The organism is Acidiphilium sp. JA12-A1 (genome assembly GCF_000724705.2).
Lineage (GTDB): Bacteria > Pseudomonadota > Alphaproteobacteria > Acetobacterales > Acetobacteraceae > Acidiphilium > Acidiphilium multivorum.
The window spans coordinates 13995-31756 of record NZ_JFHO01000019.1 but is presented as its reverse complement, the minus strand read 5'-3'; the positions used below and the strand labels follow the sequence as shown (position 1 = coordinate 31756).

Genomic DNA, 17762 nt, shown 5'->3' with positions numbered 1-17762 from the left:
CGCGACGTGGCGGCGGCGCTGGACCGGGCGCTTGCCATCGACGTGCCGGAATTGCGGGCCGAGGAGATGCAGGCGGCGGCGGTGGCGCTGGCCCGGCTGACCGGGACGATCGGCGTCGAGGACGTGCTCGACCAGGTATTTTCCAGCTTCTGCATCGGCAAATAGCCTTCCCCTCGGCAAATGGTGCTATAGGCCCGCGCATGACGAGCTTGCGCGAGATGTTCGATGTTGTGGTGATCGGCGGCGGCCATGCCGGCACCGAGGCGGCGGCGGCGGCGGCGCGGATGGGGGCGCGGACTGCGCTGCTGACCCACCGGCGGGACCGGATCGGCGAGATGTCGTGCAATCCGGCGATCGGGGGGATCGGCAAGGGGCATCTGGTGCGCGAGATCGATGCGCTGGATGGCGTCATGGGCCGGGCCGCGGATGCCGCCTGCATCCATTTCAAGATGCTCAACCGCAGCAAGGGGCCGGCCGTGTGGGGGCCGCGCGCGCAGGCCGATCGGGGGCTGTATCGCGCGGCGGTGCAGGCGCTGCTGGCCGCGCAGGATGGGTTGACGATCCTCGAAGGCGAGGCCGCCGATCTTGAGTTGACGGCGGATGGCGCGCTGGCCGCGGTGATTACCGGCGCGGGCGGGCGCATCGCCTGCCGGGCGGCGGTGCTGACCACGGGCACCTTCCTGCGCGGTGTGTTGCATTTCGGCGAGCGCACGGAGGAAGGCGGGCGGGTTGGCGATGCGGCGTCGAACGCGCTGTCGGCGCGGCTGCGCGGGCTGGGCCTGGCGCTTGGCCGGCTCAAGACCGGCACGCCGGCGCGGCTGGACCGGCGCTCGATCGACTGGGAGGCGCTGCCGGAGGACCGGGGCGAGGCGGAGCCCGCGCCGTTCAGCCTGCTGACCGGGCGGATCGCCAACCCGCAAATCTCCTGCCGGATCAGCGAGACGACGCCGGAGACCCATGCGATCATCAACGCCAACCTGCACCGCTCGGCGGTGTATGGCGGGCGGATCGACGGTGCGGGGCCGCGCTATTGCCCGTCGATCGAGGACAAGGTGGTGCGCTTCGCCGAGCGGCCGCGGCATCAGGTGTTTCTGGAGCCGGAGGGGCTGGAGGACGACACGGTCTATCCGAACGGGATTTCGACCAGTCTGCCGGAAGAGGTGCAGGAAGCGTTCATCCGCACCATGCCGGGGCTTTCCCGCGCCGTGCTGCTGCGGCCGGGCTATGCGGTGGAATATGATTATGTCGACCCGCGCGAGCTCACCCATGCGCTGGCGCTGAAGAAGGTGCCGGGCCTGTTCCTGGCCGGGCAGATCAACGGCACCACCGGGTATGAGGAAGCCGGCGCGCAGGGGCTGCTGGCCGGGGTGAACGCGGCGCTGGTCGCGGCCGGACGGTCCATGGTCACGGTGCGCCGGCACGAGGGGTATATCGGCGTGCTGGTGGATGATCTGGTCACGCGGGGGGTCAGCGAGCCGTACCGGATGTTCACCTCGCGGGCGGAGCATCGGTTGAGCCTGCGGGCGGACAATGCCGATCTGCGGCTGACGCCACGCGGGCTGGACTGGGGATGTGTGGGCCCGGCGCGGCAGGCGGCGTTCGCGGCGCTGGCGGCAGCGGTTGCCACGGTTCGCGACGGTGGAGCCGGGAGCGAACAGGCGGCGGCGATCGTCGCGGCGGACCGGCTCTACGAGGGATATCTGACCCGGCAGGAAAGCGAGATCCGCGCGCGGGCCAAGGATGACGCCGTGCTGATTCCGCCGGATTTCGATTTTTCCGTGGTCGGCGGATTGTCGGCGGAGATCCGCGCCCGGCTCGAACGGGTCCGCCCGGAGACGCTGGGGGTCGCCGGGCGGCTTGAGGGCATGACGCCGGCGGCCCTGGGCGCGCTGTTCGCCGCCCTCCGCCGGCCGCGGCCGCTCGCGGCATGAGCGGCGGGGGCGGCGCGTCGGCGGGCGATGTTTCACGTGAAACACGGGAGCGGATCGAGGCGCTTGTTTCACGTGAAACATTGTCGCGGCTCGAAGCCTTCGCGGCGCTGATTCTTCGCTGGACCGCGCGAATCAATCTGGTCTCGCGCAAGGATGCCGCGCCTGCCGAAATCTGGAACCGACACATTCTCGATTCGCTCCAGATGCTGCCGCTCGTCCCGCAGGGCGCCTTCCGCGCCGCGGATCTCGGCTCAGGCGGCGGATTGCCCGGGCTGGTGCTGGCGATCGCCCGGCCGGAGATCGGTTTCACCCTGATCGAATCCGACCGGCGCAAGGCCGCATTCCTGCAAACCGCGATCGCCGAGCTGAAACTGAACGCCACCGTGCTGCCGGTGCGAATCGAGCAGGCCCGGCTCGAGCCCTCGCCGCTGGTGACGGCGCGTGCCCTGGCGGCTTTGCCCGTGCTGTTCGGCTATGCGGCGCCGCTGCTGGCCCCCGGCGGGGTTTGCCTGTTCCTCAAGGGGCGTGGCGCCGATGCCGAATTGACCGCGGCCGCCGAGGGCTGGCAGATGAGGGCGGAGCGGTTCCCCAGCCAGACGGATGCGGGTGCCGCGATTCTCCGGATCAGCGAGTTACGCCGTGCAGCCTAAGATCATCGCGATCGCCAACCAGAAAGGCGGGGTGGGCAAGACCACCACCGCGATCAATCTCGCGACGGCGCTGGCCGCGACGGGTGAGCGCGTGCTGCTGATCGATCTCGACCCGCAGGGCAATGCCAGCACCGGTTTCGGCATCGGCACCGACGAGCGCGGGATCGGCAGCTACGCGCTGATGACCGGCGAGGCGCCGGCGGCCAGCCTCGTGCTGCCGACCGAGGTGCCGGGCCTGCTGATCATTCCCGCGACCGAGGACCTGATCGGCGCCGATATCGAGTTCGCCGGCGCCGAGGGGCGGGAACATCTGGTGCAGCGCGCGCTGGACGAGCCAGGGTTGGCCGGGCAGTTCGGCTATGTGTTCATCGACTGTCCGCCCGGCCTCGGCCTGCTGACGCTGAATGCGCTGGTGGCCGCCTCCTCGGTGCTGATCCCGCTGCAATGCGAGTTCTTCGCGCTGGAGGGAATCAGCCAGCTGATGCGGACGATCGATCTGGTGCGCCACTCGCTCAATCCGGGCCTGGCGCTGGAGGGGGTGGTGCTGACCATGCTGGACCGACGCAACAATCTCGCCCAGGCCGTGTCGGACGACGTGCGCGCCTATTTCGGCGGCCGCGTGTTCGACACCGCGATCCCGCGCAATATCCGCATCACCGAATCGCCGAGCCATGGCAAGCCGGTGCTGCTCTACGATTTCCGCTCGGTCGGCGCGCAGGCCTATGTGGCGCTCGCGGCTGAATTCCTGCAGCGGCAGAAGCCGGTGGAGGCTGGCGTATGAGCGCGCGGGAGACGCCGCGCCGGCTCGGCAAGGGGCTGGCGGAGCTGCTCGGGCCGGGCACCGTCGCGGCGGCCGGGCAGGCGGCCATGGGCGAGGGCGTTCGGCATGTGCCGGTCGCGGCGCTGCATCCCGGGCCGTTCCAGCCGCGCCAGGCGATGGACGAAACGGCGCTCGAGGAACTGGCCGCCTCGCTCAAGGCGCAGGGTGTATTGCAGCCGCTGCTGGTGCGGGCGGTGCCCGACAAGGCCGGGCAGTATCAGATCATCGCCGGAGAGCGCCGGTGGCGGGCGGCACAGCGGGCGGGGCTGCACGAGGTGCCGGTGCTGGTGCGCGCCCTCTCCGACAGCGACGCGATGGCCGCGGGGCTGGTGGAGAACCTGCAGCGCCAGGATCTCGACCCGATCGAGGAGGCGGAAGGGTATCGCCGCCTGGTCGAGGAATTCGGCCTGATCCAGGAGGAACTGGCGCGCGTGGTGGCGAAATCGCGCCCGCATGTCGCCAACATGATGCGGCTGCTCAACCTGCCGACCTCGGTGCAGAAGGCGTTGCGCGGCGGCGACCTGAGCGCCGGCCACGCCCGCGCCCTGTTGCAGCACCCCGATCCCGAAGCGGCGGCGCGGGCGATCGTCGCGAAGCGGCTGACGGTGCGGCAGACCGAGGCAATGGTGCAGGCGGCGCTGGTGCCGAAGCCGGGCCGGTCCCGCCGCGAGGCGACAGAGAACAGCGTGACGCGCAGCCTCGAAGCCGAGCTCACCGCATTGCTCGGCCTCCGGGTCAAGGTGACATTCGATGGCAAGGGCGGGTCGGTGTCGCTCGCCTATCAGGATCTCGACCAGCTCGACGGCATCCTCGCCCTGCTGCGCGGCGGCCAGTAAGCCGCCGCGGCGGGCGGCATCAGCCCATGTCGAGAAAGCCCGCCATCTCGCGGATCGGCCGCGCGGCGGCGAGCGATTCGATGTCCGGCACCGGTCGGGAGAGTTCCGGTCCCATTGCCGCGCCCATCGCCTCGATCGCCTTCGCGGTCTCGATCACCGCGCGGTCGCCGTGGCGGCGCCCGATGATCTGCACGCCGAACGGCATGCCGTCGGCATCGGTGCCGAGCGGCAGGCAGACCGACGGATGGCCGGCCAGGGTGACGGCATAGGCCAGCGCCAGCCAGTGGTAATAGGATTTCGTTGCCACGCCGTCGATTTCGGCCGGGAACAGCTCGGTCCATGGCCGGGGTTGGATGGTCACCGCCGGTGTGATCAGCACGTCATGCGTCGCGAAGAAGCGCTGCCAGGCTCCGTAGAGCGTGGTCTGCGCGTGCAGGGCGCGGGCGACGTCGGCCGCGGTGTAGCGCAGCCCTTCCTCGACATTGGCGCGGACATTGGGGCCGAGCCGGTCGGGGTCGGTGTGGTAGGTGGCGCCGAAGGAGGCCAGGAAATTGACGGCGCGGAGGATGGCGAAGGTCTCGTCCGCGTGGCGGCAGTCGGGGGTTGCGTCCTCGGCGCTGGCGAAGAGCGGGGCAAGGCGCGCGGCGCGGTCGGCGAAGAGGGCGCGGGTCTGACGCGAGGTGGGCGCGAAGCCGAAATCCGGGGTGAAGGCGGCGCGCAGCGTGCCGAGATCGGCGGCGGCCCGGGAAGCTGCCTCGTCGGTCGAGAGCGGCGCCGAGAGCATGTCGCGCGGATCGTGGCTGGCGGTGGCGTCGAACATCAGGGCGAGGTCGGCGGCGGAGCGCGCCATCGGGCCGAGCACGCCGAGGCCGGAGGGGCCGAGCAGGCGCTTTTCCGAGGGGAACAGGCCGGGCGAGGGGCGCATGCCGACGATGCCGCAAAACGACGCCGGGTTGCGCAGGCTGCCGCCCATGTCCGAGCCGGTGGCGAGCGGGACCATGGCGGTGGCGAGGGCGACGGCCGAGCCGCCGGAGGAGCCGGCGGCGGATTTGGTGGGATCGAACGGGTTGCCGGTGGCGCCATAGACGAGGTTGCGGGTATTGCCGCCGGCGCCGAATTCCGGCGTGTTGGTCTTGCCGAGGACGATTCCGCCCGCCGCCCGGATGGTGGCGACGAGGTGCTGGTCGGTCTTCGGCACATTGTCGCGGAACATCAGGCTGCCATAGGTCGTGCGCAGCCCCTCGGTATCCTCCAGGTCCTTGATGCCGAGCGGCAGGCCATGCAGCCGGCCGAGGCGGTTGCCCGCCATCACCGCGTCCTCGGCGGCATGGGCAGCGGCGCGGGCGCGCTCGAAATCGCGCGCGACCATCGCATTGACGGCGTGATCGACGCGCTCGATGCGGGCGATGCAGCTTTCGGTGAGTTCGACGGGGGAGAGCTTCCGGCTGCCGATCAGGCGGCGCGCTTCGGTCGCTGGCAGGTCGCAGGGTTCGGTCATCGCGGGCGAACATCCTCTGGCTGGGGTCGGATGCGATAACGCCCCGGCGATGCCGCCTGGTCAAGCCGGTCTGCCGCCGCTTTCGTGCATCGGCCGGAACGGGTAATCTCCGCCGCGCCGGGCCTCGGACGCCGCGGCGGGGGAGAGACGGACGTGCGGGAAGCGAGCAAGTCGATCATGCGGCGCCTGACCGATTCGCGATTCGCCACGCGATATTTCGTGGGCGAGGGGATCGATATCGGCTCGGGCCCGGACCCGATTTCCTTCTACGCCGAGCTGTTCCCGCTCATGCGCGAGGTGCGGAGCTGGGATCTCGCGGACGGCGATGCCCAGTATCTCGAGGGTGTGCCGGACGCGAGCTTCGATTTCGTGCACTCCTCGCACTGCCTCGAACACATGCGCGACCCGCTGGTGGCGCTGCGCAACTGGCTGCGGGTGCTCAAGCCGGGCGGGCACATGGTGGTTCTGGTGCCCGATGAGGATCTGTACGAACAGGGCGTTTTCCCCTCGACGTTCAACGCCGATCACAAATGTACCTTCACGCTGTACAAGAAGACGACCTGGAGTCCCCGCTCGGTGAACGTGCTGGCCCTGATCGCGCAGCTCGACGGCGTGATGCCGCTGAAGGTCGAATTGCTGGATTCGACCTTTCTCTACCGCATGGAGCGCATGGACCAGACGATGCTGCCAGCGCCCGAATGCGCGATCGAGTTCGTGCTGCGCAAGGCCACCGCGGCGGAGGCTGCGCGCGGCGGGCGGCTGCCGGAGCCGCGGAACTGATATTGCCGCCGGCGGGCGGGTTTGCTCTTCTGGCGGGAACGCGACGGACGGACAAAGGAGCAGGACAATGGAAATCTGGCGGAGCGGCGCGCGGGACTCAACGCCTGGACCCCAGGCGTATTTTACCGGATCGGTGCGGATCGATCCGGTGAACACGGCGCCGGAGCCGGCGCGGGTCGCGGCGGCGCATGTCACCTTCGAGCCTGGCGCGCGGACGGCCTGGCACACGCATCCGCTCGGGCAGACGCTGATCGTCACGTCGGGGCTCGGCTGGGTGCAGCGCGAGGGCGGGCCGGTCGAGGAGATCCGGCCGGGTGACGTGGTGTGGTTCGCGCCGGGCGAGCGGCACTGGCATGGCGCCACGCCGACGACGGGAATGAGCCATTACGCGATCCAGGAGCGGCTCGATGGCTCGGCCGTCACCTGGCTCGAGCATGTGACGGACGACGAGTACCGCCGCTGACGTCCGAAATGCGTCTCCGCGGTTGCGGCCGTGGGAGATTGGAGAATATATATAAAAGGTAGAAACGTCGCCCTGACCCGTGTTGAGTGGCGCGGGCCGGCGGCGGCATGAGGCAAGACAGACGGGAATGCGCGCAGGCGCGATCAACGGCGGAGGAACGGAGCGGATATGCAGGTGATGATCATCGGGGCCGGGGGCATGCTCGGCCGCAAGCTGGCGGCGCGGATCGCGGCCGACGGGGCGCTGGAGGGCAAGCCGGTCGAGGCGCTGAGCCTGATCGACGTGGTCGCGCCGGAGGCGCCGGCGGGGTTTGCGGGAAAGGCGTCCTGCGAGGCGGCGGATCTTTCGGCGCCGGGCGTTGCCGCCGCACTGGTCGCCGCACGGCCGGAGGTGATCGTGCATCTCGCCGCCATCGTCTCGGGCGAGGCGGAGGCGGATTTCGACAAGGGATATCGCATCAATCTCGACGGCACCCGCCTGCTGTTCGAGGCGATCCGGGCGGAGGCGGCGAAGGCGCCCTACCGGCCGCGCGTGGTGTTCACCTCGTCGATCGCGGTGTTCGGCGCGCCCTTCCCGGAGGTGATCGACGACGAGTTCTTCTGCGCGCCGCTGACCAGCTATGGCGCGCAGAAGGCGATCGGCGAGCTGCTGCTCAACGACTACACGCGGCGCGGCTTCATGGACGGCATCGCGATCCGGCTGCCGACGATCTGCATCCGTCCCGGCAAGCCGAACGCGGCGGCCTCGGGCTTCTTCTCGAACATCCTGCGCGAGCCGCTGGTGGGGCAGGAGGCGGTGCTGCCGGTGGAGGAGAGCGTGCGGCACTGGCATGCGAGCCCGCGCGCGGCGGTGGGCTTCCTGGTCCGCGCGGCGTCGATGGATCTCGCCCCGCTCGGCAACCGGCGGACGCTGAACCTGCCCGGCCTGTCGGCCACGGTGGGCGAGCAGATCGAGGCGCTGCGGCGGGTGGCCGGCGAGCGGGCGGTGAAGCTGATCCGCCGCGTGCCCGACCCGACCATCGCACGGATCGTCGCCGGCTGGCCGGAGAATTTCACCGCGACACGGGCGAAGACGCTGGGCTTCGCGGCGGAGACGACATTCGACGAGATCATCCGCGTGCATATCGAGGATGAGCTTGGCGGTAGTCTGCCGGGCTAGAGCATCATCCGATCGGATGGAGTCATCTGATCGGATGAAGATGCTCTAGGTATCAACGAGATAGAGCACGACATCCGATCGATCAGGATCGGAACGTGCTCTAACGGCGCAACGGGACGGGAGCGGGATGATGAGCAGGATCGCGATGGTGACGGGGGCCGGCAGCGGCGTGGGGCGGGCGGCGACGCTCGCGCTGCTGGCCGATGGCTGGACGGTGGCGCTGGTCGGGCGGCGGCGCGAGGCGCTGGAGGAGACGATTGCCGAGGCGGGCGCGGGGGCCAAGGCCGAGGCGTTTCCGGCGGATATTACCGATCCTGACGCGGTGGAGGCGCTGTTCGCGGCGGTGCGCGCACGGTTCGGGCGGCTCGACCTGCTGTTCAACAACGCCGGCAACAACGTGCCGACCACCAATTTCGGCGACATGACCTGGGCGCAGTGGCGGCACGTCATCGCGGTCAATCTCGATGGCGCGTTTCTCTGCGCCAACGCCGCCTTCCGGATGATGCGCGACCAGGCGCCGCGCGGCGGGCGGATCATCAACAACGGCTCGATCTCGGCGCATGTGCCGCGGCCCGGCTCGGCGGCCTATACGGCGAGCAAGCACGCGATCACCGGGCTGACGCGCACCATCGCGCTGGACGGGCGGGCGCATGATATCGCCTGCGGTCAGATCGATATCGGCAACGCCGCCACCCCGATGACGCGGCGGATGACCACCGGCGTGCCACAGGCGGACGGCTCGATGAAGGCGGAGCCGACGATGGATGTCGAGTCGGTGGGGCGGACGCTGGTCTACATGGCCGGGCTGCCCGCGGATGCGAACGCGCTGTTCGTCACCGTGATGGCGACCAACATGCCCTTCGTCGGCCGCGGCTGATGTTTGCATCCCCCGCACCCGGCCCGGCGCGAGGCGGGTCGGGTGCGGCGGGTTCGGGAAACCGTCAGTTCAGGCGGTCGAGGATTGAGACGTAGTTGGCGACCCCGGCGCCGCCCATGTTGTAGATGCCGGCGAGGTCGGCGCGGGGGAGCTGCATGTCGCCGGCGGTGCCGGTGAGCTGCATCGCCGCCATCACATGCATCGAGACACCGGTGGCGCCGACCGGGTGGCCCTTGGATTTCAGCCCGCCGGAGCGGTTGACCGGCAGCCTTCCATCCGGCGCGGTGATGCCCTCCAGCACGGCGCGCGCCCCCTGGCCGCGCGGGACGAGGCCCATCGCCTCGTATTCGATCAGCTCGGCGATGGTGAAGCAGTCATGCGTCTCGACGAAGGACAGGTCGTCGAGCGTGAGGCCGGCGGCGGCGAGCGCCTGCGCCCAGGCGCGTTCGCCGGCTTCGAACCTTGTCGGGTCGCGGCGGGAGAGCGGTAGGAAATCATTCACATGGGCGGCGGCCCGGAAACGCACGGCCTGCGGCAAGGCACGGGCGGTGTCCTCGTCGGTCAGAATGAGGGACGCGGCGCCGTCGCTGACCAGCGAGCAGTCGGTGCGCTTCAACGGGCCGGCGACGATAGGATTTTTTTCCGATTCACGGCGGCAGAACTCGAAGCCGAGATCGCGGCGCATCTGCGCGTAGGGATTGTCGACCCCGTTGCGGTGGTTCTTCGCGGCGATGGCGGCCAGCGCGTCGGACTGGTCGCCGAAGCGCTGGAAATAGCTCTCGGCGATGCGGCCGAACACGCCGGCGAACCCGGCCTGGATGTCGCCCTCCTCGCGCCGGTAGCAGGCGCCGAGGAGGTTTTCGCCGACCTGCTCCTTGGGGCAGGCGGTCATCTTCTCACCGCCGAGAACCAGCGCGATGCGGCCGCGGCCGGCGGCGATGAAATCCCGCGCCGCATGGATGGCGGCGGAGCCGGAGGCGCAGGCGTTCTCGTAACGCGTCGCCGGCTTGAAGCGGAGTTCGGGGACGGCCTGCATCGGCAGCGAGGAGGGGAAATCCTGCTTCGTGAAGCCGTTGTTGAAATTGCCGACGAACACGGCGTCGATCTCGTTCGGGTCGATCCCGGCATGGGCGATGGCGCCGGTGGCGGCCTCGGCCAGGAGATCCTCGAGATCGGGGCTGTCGGATTTGCCGAAACGCGTGTGCGCCCAGCCGGCGATGGCGGTGCTGGTCATGGTGGTCTCCTCGCGGTGCCGCGCAAGCGCGCGGCGTTTTCACGAATATGGGACGCGCCTGCCGCCGAGGGCAAGATGGCGGATCAGAGCTCCGCCACCTCGGCGACGCCGCGGATCATCTTCATCGCCTGGGCGAGGCGGGGCGAGACGTTGAAGCCGCCGGGCAGTGCGATGTCGAGCCGGGCACCGGTGTCGATCCGCGGGGCGAGCAGCACGCGGCCCTTGCCGCGGCCCTCGCGCTCCAGCAGCGCGCGGATCGAGCCGAGCGCCTCGCGCCCCTCGACGGTGATGCGCAGCCCAGCGCCGGCATTGGCCGCCGCCTTGTCGAGCGGTTCGACATCGACCGCGGTGACGCGCAGGCTTTCGCCATCCAGCCGCAGATCGGCGGTGACGAGCAGCATCGCGCCCTCGGCGAGCAGCTCGCGCGCGGTGGCAAGGAGTTCGGAGAACAGCGTGACCTCGAAGCCGCCGGCCTGGTCGGACAGCATGACCCAGGCCATGCGGCTGCCGGTGCGGGTGGTGCGCTCCTTGCGGCCGACCACGGCGCCGGCGAGCTTGACCCGGCCGATGCCGGCCTTCGCCCGTGCCTCGATCAGGTTCGAGGGAACGACGCCGAGGCGGCGCAGCACGGTGTCGTAGGCATCGAGCGGGTGGGCGGTAAGGTGATAGCCCACCGCCTCGGCCTCGAAGCTCAGCCGCTCGAAGGCCGGCCAGTCCGGCACGTCGGGCAGGGGCAGGGGTTCGGGGGCGGCGGCGTCGCCGAACAGGTTGATCTGGCCGGAGGCGCGGGACTCGGCCTCGGCCTGGGCGCGGCGGACCAGCAGCTCGGCGCCGGCGGCAACGCGGGCGCGGTTGGGGTCGATCCGGTCGAAGGCGCCGGCGCGGGCGAGCTGCTCGATCTGCGCCTTGTTGAGCGCACGGGGATCGACGCGGGCGGCGAAATCGGCGAGGTCGGCGAAGGGGCGGTTGGCGCGGGCGCGCACCACGTCCTGCATCGCGCCGGCGCCGACGCGCTTGATCGCGGCGAGCGCGTAGCGGATGGCGAGCGTGCCGTCCGCCTGGCGTTCGACGGTGAAATCGGCCGCCGAGGCGTTGATATCGGGCGGCAGGACGGGAATGCCGATCCGCACCGCGTCCTGTTTGAGGGCGGCGAGTTTCTCGTGGTTGGCTTGCGAGAGGCTCATCGAGGCGGCGATGAAGGCGGCGGGGTGGTTCGCGCGCAGCCAGGCGGTCTGGTAGGAGACCAGCGCGTAGGCGGCGGCGTGGGATTTGTTGAAGCCGTAATCGGCGAATTTCGCCATCAGGTCGAACACCTCGACGGCCTTGGCCTCGGCGGTGCCGCGCGCGACCGCGCCCTCGACGAAGATTTTCCGCTGCGCCTCCATCTCGGCGCGGATCTTCTTGCCCATGGCGCGGCGCAGCAGGTCGGCGGCGCCGAGGCTGTAGCCCGCCATTTTCTGGGCGATCTGCATGACCTGCTCCTGGTAGACCATGATGCCGTAGGTCTCGGAGAGGATCTCGTGGATCGACGGGTCGGGGCTTTCCCAGGATTCGCCGTGCTTGCGGGCGCAATAGGCGGGGATGTTGGCCATCGGGCCCGGGCGGTTGAGGGCGACGGCGGCGATCAGGTCCTCGAACCGGTCGGGGCGCATCTGGCGCAGCACGTCGCGGAAGCCCTGGGTTTCGAACTGGAACACCCCGCCGGCCTCGGCGCGGGAGAGCATTTCGTAGGTTTTCGCATCGTCGAGCGGGATCTTCGCGATGTCGACCGGGGTACCGAGGCCGTCGAGGAAGTTCAGCGCGCGGCTGATGATGGTCAGCGTGGTCAGGCCGAGGAAGTCGAACTTCACGAGGCCGGCCTGTTCGACATGCTTCATCGAATACTGGGTGATGAGCATGTCCGAGCGCGGGTCCTTGTAGAGCGGGACAAGCTCGTCCAGCGGGCGGTCGCCGATGACGACGCCGGCGGCATGGGTGGAGGCGTGGCGGTAGAGGCCCTCGACCTGCATCGCGATCTCGATCAGGCGCTTCACCGATTCATCGGAGTCCCGCATCTCGCGCAGGCGGGGCTCGGCATCCACGGCCTCGGCCAGCGGGATCGGCTTGGCCGGGTTGTTGGGCACGATCTCGGCGACCTTGTTGACCTGGCCATAGGGCAGGCCGAGCACGCGGCCGACGTCGCGCACCGCGGCGCGGGCCTGGAGCTTGCCGAAGGTGATGATCTGGGCGACGCGGTCTGCACCATATTCGCGGCGGACATAGGCGATCACCTCGTCGCGCCGCTCCTGGCAGAAATCGATGTCGAAATCCGGCATCGAGACGCGCTCGGGGTTGAGGAAGCGCTCGAACAGCAGGTTGAAGGGGATCGGGTCGATATCGGTGATCAGCAGCGCCCAGGCGGCGAGCGAGCCGGCGCCGGAGCCGCGGCCGGGGCCAACCGGGATGCCCTGGGATTTCGCCCACTGGATGAAGTCGGCCACGATCAGGAAGTAGCCGGGGAAGCCCATCTGCTCGATGATGCCGAGTTCGAGGGCGAGGCGCTCGCGGTATTTCGCCGCCGTCGCCGCATCGGCGTTCATCGCGGCGAGGCGGAGCGCGAGGCCTTCCTCGGCCATGGCGCGGAGGGTTTCCGCCTCGGTCGCGCCGTCGCGCACCTTGGGGCAGATCGGCAGCAGCGGCTTGCGGGTGGGGGCGGCGATCGCGCAGCGCCGGGCGATGGCCAGCGTGTTGTCGCAGGCATCGGGCAGGTCGGCGAAGCGGCGGCGCATCTCCGCCGCCGGCTTGAACCAGTGATGCGGTGTTACGCGGCGGCGCTCGGCCTCGGAGAGAACCCGGCCTTCGGCGATGCAGAGCAGCGCGTCATGCGCCTCGTGCATCGTCTCGGTGGCGAAGAAGCATTCGTTGGTGGCGACGAGCGGCAGGCCGGCTTCGTCCGCCAGCGTGATCAGCCCTGGCTCGACCGCGCGCTCGGTTGGCAGGTCGTGACGTTCCAGCTCGACGGCGAGACGGTCGGGGAAGGTTTCGGCGAGGGCGGCGAGCAGGCGCGCGGCCTCGGGGCGCTGGCCGTCGCCGAGCAGGCGGCCGACCGGGCCGAAGCGGCCGCCGGTGAGGAGGAACAGGCCCTCGTGATGGTCGCGCAGCGTATCGAGGCTGATTTGCGGGCGGAGGCCGGGTTCGGTGTCGAGAAAGCTGCGGGAGGAGAGTTTCGAGAGATTGGCGAAGCCGGTGGCGTCCTTCGCGAGCAGCACCAGCGGGTCGGGCGGCAGCCGCGGCAGGTCGGTTCGGGCAAGGCCGATCTGGCAGCCGACGATGGGCTGCACGCCCTTGCCCATGCAGGCCTGGGAGAACTCGATCGAGCCGAACAGGTTCGAGGTGTCGGTGATGGCGACGGCGGGCATCGCGTTGTCGCGCGCGAGGGTGGCGATCTTGTCCGGCTTGATGGCGCCTTCGGAGAGGGAATAGGCGGAGTGGACGCGGAGATGGACGAAATCGGCGTGCGGCATGAGGCCGCTCTAGCACGAACCGGCCGGGCCGGTCAGCCGGCCAGGTCGAGTTCGCTGCAGACGCGGTTGCGGCCGAGTTCCTTGGCCCGGTAGAGTGCCGCATCTGCGCGGCTGACCCAGCTCGCGAGGTTTTCGCCGCCGATGAACTGGGCGACGCCGGCGGACAGGGTAACCTGGGTCAGCTGCTGGCCCGAGGAACGCTTGACCAGTTTGCGATCGGCCATCGACTGGCAGATCTGCCGTGCCACGGAAATGGCCGATCTGAGATCCGCTCCGGCGAGCAGCACCGCGAATTCCTCGCCGCCATAGCGGGCGACGGTGTCGCGGCCCTTGACGCTGTCGGACAGCAGGCGCGCGACGAGGCGGAGGATCAGGTCACCGGTCTGGTGGCCATGGACGTCGTTGAACCATTTGAAGTTGTCGATATCGAACAGGACGAGGCAGGCGACGAGCGGGGCCGCGCCGCGCGTCTGGGTGATGAACCGCCGTGCCTTGGTGTCGAAGGCGCGGCGGTTGGTGATGGCCGTCAGGGAATCGGTGGTGGCTTCCGCCCGGGCGACGCTGAGGGACTGTCTTAGCCGGTTGATCCGCTGGACCGAGTTCGCGAGTTTTTCCTCGAGCGCACGGTTGCGCGCGGCGGCGCGGGTGGTTTCCGCCGTCAGCGCCGCGACCGCGGCAACGAGACTCGCGATGGTCGGCTCATGGTCGAGGCGTTTCGCCCAGCCGGCGAGCGTGTCGCCATAGTCCCTGAGCGCGGACTGATTGCCGGTGATATGGCCGACAAGCGTGTCCGCGGCTTCCTGCAGACCCAGCACGTTGCTCGCGAGGTCCTCGCTGACGGACGAGTCATTGAAGAAGCGCGCGTGCAGCGACTCGATCGCGTCCGGCGTGAGGTTTGCAAGATTCGGGTGGTGCTGGTCGATAAAGTCGCAAAGGGTCGGGTTGTCGCCCCTGCGATAGGCGAAACAGATCTCATAGGCGTGCGGCGTCGGCACGATGCCATGCAGCGCCATCTCGGCCCAGACGGCCTGCGCGACGCCGATGATCGCGACATTGCTGTCGTCGTCGGGCGCGTTGTCAGAAAGAGGAGACCGGTTGATCACCTGTTGCATGAGTCATTGCTATCATCCACAGGTAAAGCCCCGGTTAAATCCGGCGATGACAACAAGTCATTCTTGGCTGTTATACAATAATAAGAAAATAGTCGTATATTGAGACGCGCCGTTTCCGTCCCGCGCATGGAACGGAAACGGTCACGGTTCAGCGGGACAGGCCGTCGAGCCGGCCTTCGAGGGCGGCGGCGAGGATGCGGCGCAGGGCGGCGGTGTCGGCCGGGCGGGGATTGTCCGGCGTGTTCGGATCGCGGAAGGCTTCCTCGGAAAGCTGGTCGAGCATCGGCGCGGTGACGCCCAGCGCCTCCACCGTGTGCGGGATGCCAAGCGCCTTCCGCAGGTCGATCACCCAGTCGCGGAAGCCCTCGAACCCGCCCCCGATGCCGAGGCAGCGCGCGACCTGCACGATTTTCGGCTCGATCGCCGGGCGGTTGAATTCCAGCACGTAGGGCATCAGCACGGCGTTGGTCAGGCCGTGATGGGCGTGGCAGTGCGCGCCGATCGGGTGGCTGAGCGAATGGATCGCGCCGAGGCCCTTCTGGAAGGCGGTCGCGCCCATCGAGGCGGCGGCGAGCATGGTGCCGCGGGCGGCGAGGTTGCGGCCATCGGTCGTCGCGGTGACGAGGCTGCCATGGATCAGCCGCATCCCCTCGACGGCGACGCCGTCCGCCATCGGGTGCCAGGCGTCGATGCAATAGGCTTCGAGATTGTGGGCGAGCGCGTCCATCCCGGTCCAGGCGGTGAGGGTCGCGGGCAGGCCGATGGTGAGTTCGGGATCGAGCACGACGAGGCGCGGCAGCATCTGCGGGTGCAGCAGGATCACCTTGCGGGCGGCCTCCTCGTCGGTGATGACCGAGGCGCGGCCGACTTCCGAGCCGGTGCCGGCGGTGGTCGGCACCGCGAGAATGGGCACCATCGCCCGGTCGAGCGCGGGGGCGGCGAGGGTGATCTCGAAATCCCAGAGCGGCCGGTCGGTCGCGGCGGCGAGGGCGATGGTCTTGCCGCAATCGAGCGCGCTGCCGCCGCCGATCGCGACGACGAGGTCCGCCTCGTGTGCGCGGAAGGCGGCAACGCCGGCGGCGACGTCGCTCGCCAGCGGGTCGGGGTGGGTGCCGGTGAAGCGCGCGGTGGCGATGCCGGCGGCGGCGAAGCCGGCCTCCAGCGGCGCGAAGAAGGGCAGTTTCGCCACCTGCGCGTCGGAGACGAGCAGCACGCGGCGGGCGCCGAGATCGCGCGCGCGGGCGGCGAGTTCGCCGATGCGGCCCGGCCCGGCAAGCACCTCGGTGGGGAAGCGCCAGGTTCCCTGCAGAATGGTCATCGCGGGTTACATCCTTTCAAAGCAGCGTGTGCGTTCCCAGTCGGTCACCGCGGCGGCGAAGGTCTCGACCTCGACCTCGGCCATCCTTGCGTAATGCGCCACCACCTGCTCGCCGAACGCCTCGCGCGCGAAGGCGCTGTGGCGCCAGAGGGCGAGGGCATCGGAAAGCGTGCGGGGCACGCGCGGCAGGTCGCCGTGATAGGCGTTGCCGGTGAAGGCTGGTTGCGCCGGCAGGCGGCGTTCCATCCCATCGAGCCCGGCGGCGATCATGCCGGCGAGCGCGAGATAGGGGTTCACGTCGCCGCCCGGCAGCCGGTTCTCGACGCGCAGCGACCGCCCGTGGCCGAGCACGCGGAAGGCGCAGGTGCGGTTGTCGTGCCCCCAGACCAGGCCGGTCGGCGCGAAGCTGCCCACGGCGTAGCGCTTGTAGGAGTTGATGTTGGGCGCGAACAGGACGGAAAGCTCGGCGGCGTGGGCGGCGAGGCCGGCGAGGAAATGGCCGAATTCCGGCGCGTGGCCCCCGCCTGCGGCGAAGACCGGACGGTTCGCTTCATCGCGCAGGCTGAGATGGATGTGGCAGGAATTACCCTCGCGCTCGTTGAACTTCGCCATGTAGGTGATGGCGTGGTCCTGCGCCTGGGCGATTTCCTTCGCGGCCTCCTTGTAGATCACGTGGCCATCGGCGGCTTCCAGTGCCGTGGCATAGGCGAAATTGATCTCGTGCTGGCCGAGATTGCACTCGCCCTTGGAGTTCTCGACGCGGATGCCCGACGCCTCCAGCGCGTTGCGGATGGCGCGGATGACCTTCTCCACCTTGGCGGTGCCGAGGATCGAATAGTCGACATTGTAGAGATTGGCGGGATCGAGGTCGCGATAGCCGCGCCGCATGCACTCTTCATAGGTGTTGCGGAAGAGCATGAATTCGAGCTCGGTCGCGGCGAGGGCGGTGAGGCCGGCGGCGGCGAGGCGGTCGAGCTGGCGGCGCAGGATGCTGCGCGGGGCGACCGGCGCCGGGGAGCCGTCATGCAACGCGATGTCGCAGAGCACGATCGCGGCTCCTTCCTGCCAGGCGGCGCGGCGCAGGGTCGAGAGATCGGGGCGGAAGACGAAATCGCCATAGCCGCGGTCCCATGAGGCGAAATCGTAGCCGGAGACCGGCGTCATCTCGACATCGACGGCGAGCAGGTAGTTGCAGCCCTCGGAGGCGTCGGCCAGGACGTTGTCGAGGAAGAAACGCGGCATCACCCGCTTGCCCTGCAGCCGTCCCTGCATGTCCGGCGCCGCCATCACGATCGTGTCGATCGCCCCGGCATCGACCGCCGCGCGCAACTCGTCGAGCGTCATGCCGCCGGACGCGGTGATGTTTTGTGCAGAAAGATCGTTGTTCATGATCGCACCTCCCGGCGGAACATCGCATGGCCGCAGTGTGACGATCTTGACATTCGGCGACAAGCGGGGGCCGCGCGCGGGATTGTGTTCTAATGTCAAAGCCGGCCGGGGTGGAATTTGCCACAGTCGGCACGCTGCCGAATTTCGTTGCGCAACCGCCGCGCTGCCCGGCATTCTGGTGCGGCATCGTCGG

The 17762-nt window shown here is 69.4% G+C and carries 14 protein-coding genes and 1 pseudogene; 9 read left to right on the top strand and 6 right to left on the bottom strand.

The features are described from left to right. The 5 genes and pseudogenes from RT91_RS21325 to RT91_RS04255 all read left to right on the top strand — a co-directional run. Positions 1-165, top strand: a pseudogene (locus RT91_RS21325) (tRNA modification GTPase); the annotation flags it as partial. A 35-nt stretch (positions 166-200) separates the two neighbouring features. Next, positions 201-1931, top strand: coding sequence for a tRNA uridine-5-carboxymethylaminomethyl(34) synthesis enzyme MnmG (gene mnmG / locus RT91_RS04270; RefSeq protein WP_035185815.1), 1731 nt, complete (start codon positions 201-203; stop codon positions 1929-1931). After that, positions 1928-2581: a 16S rRNA (guanine(527)-N(7))-methyltransferase RsmG gene (rsmG, locus tag RT91_RS04265; protein WP_012040032.1), complete on the top strand. Its 654-nt coding sequence runs from the start codon at positions 1928-1930 to the stop codon at positions 2579-2581. Before mnmG ends, rsmG begins: the two co-directional genes overlap by 4 nt. Continuing rightward, entirely contained in the window at positions 2571-3362 is a 792-nt protein-coding gene (locus tag RT91_RS04260) for a ParA family protein (RefSeq protein WP_012040031.1), read from the top strand. The genes rsmG and RT91_RS04260 overlap by 11 nt, the downstream gene beginning before the upstream one ends. Beyond that, positions 3359-4237: a ParB/RepB/Spo0J family partition protein gene (locus RT91_RS04255; RefSeq protein ID WP_035185814.1), complete on the top strand. Its 879-nt coding sequence runs from the start codon at positions 3359-3361 to the stop codon at positions 4235-4237. Before RT91_RS04260 ends, RT91_RS04255 begins: the two co-directional genes overlap by 4 nt. A gap of 19 nt (positions 4238-4256) precedes the next feature. On the opposite strand, the gene RT91_RS04250 is transcribed toward RT91_RS04255, so the two are convergent. Beyond that, positions 4257-5735 (bottom strand): amidase, encoded by a 1479-nt coding sequence (locus RT91_RS04250; RefSeq protein ID WP_007424358.1) that lies wholly within the window; start codon positions 5733-5735, stop codon positions 4257-4259. Between the two features lie 153 nt (positions 5736-5888). Here RT91_RS04250 and RT91_RS04245 point away from each other — a divergent pair, with 153 nt between their 5' ends. The 4 genes from RT91_RS04245 (at position 5889) to RT91_RS04230 (ending at position 9013) form a co-directional block, all read left to right on the top strand. Further along, positions 5889-6515, top strand: coding sequence for a class I SAM-dependent methyltransferase (locus RT91_RS04245; RefSeq protein WP_035185818.1), 627 nt, complete (start codon positions 5889-5891; stop codon positions 6513-6515). Between the two features lie 67 nt (positions 6516-6582). Further along, positions 6583-6978, top strand: a complete 396-nt coding sequence (locus tag RT91_RS04240) for a cupin domain-containing protein (RefSeq protein ID WP_012040029.1) — start codon at positions 6583-6585, stop codon at positions 6976-6978. A 168-nt stretch (positions 6979-7146) separates the two neighbouring features. Continuing rightward, positions 7147-8136, top strand: a complete 990-nt coding sequence (gene denD / locus RT91_RS04235) for a D-erythronate dehydrogenase (protein ID WP_007424361.1) — start codon at positions 7147-7149, stop codon at positions 8134-8136. Between the two features lie 127 nt (positions 8137-8263). Further along, the gene (locus RT91_RS04230; protein WP_012040027.1) at positions 8264-9013 is read left to right on the top strand and encodes an SDR family oxidoreductase; all 750 of its coding nucleotides are present in this window, start codon (positions 8264-8266) and stop codon (positions 9011-9013) included. Between the two features lie 64 nt (positions 9014-9077). Here the strand turns inward: RT91_RS04230 and RT91_RS04225 are convergent, their stop codons facing one another. The 5 genes from RT91_RS04225 to RT91_RS04205 all read right to left on the bottom strand — a co-directional run bounded on the left by RT91_RS04225 (position 9078) and on the right by RT91_RS04205 (position 17569). Beyond that, a complete protein-coding gene (locus RT91_RS04225; protein ID WP_035185813.1) occupies positions 9078-10247 on the bottom strand; it encodes an acetyl-CoA acetyltransferase in 1170 nt (389 codons plus the stop codon). Positions 10248-10330: 83 nt separating this feature from the next. Then, on the bottom strand, positions 10331-13750 hold the full coding sequence (gene dnaE / locus RT91_RS04220) for a DNA polymerase III subunit alpha (RefSeq protein ID WP_007424364.1): 3420 nt from the start codon (positions 13748-13750) through the stop codon (positions 10331-10333). Between the two features lie 32 nt (positions 13751-13782). Beyond that, positions 13783-14862 carry a GGDEF domain-containing protein gene (locus RT91_RS04215; protein ID WP_007424365.1) on the bottom strand — a complete coding sequence of 360 codons (1080 nt, stop codon included), beginning with the start codon at positions 14860-14862 and terminating at the stop codon, positions 13783-13785. A 148-nt stretch (positions 14863-15010) separates the two neighbouring features. Further along, positions 15011-16180, bottom strand: coding sequence for an iron-containing alcohol dehydrogenase (locus tag RT91_RS04210; protein ID WP_035185812.1), 1170 nt, complete (start codon positions 16178-16180; stop codon positions 15011-15013). A gap of 6 nt (positions 16181-16186) precedes the next feature. After that, positions 16187-17569 (bottom strand): glutamine synthetase family protein, encoded by a 1383-nt coding sequence (locus RT91_RS04205; protein WP_240314180.1) that lies wholly within the window; start codon positions 17567-17569, stop codon positions 16187-16189. Between the last annotated feature and the right edge of the window lie 193 nt (positions 17570-17762).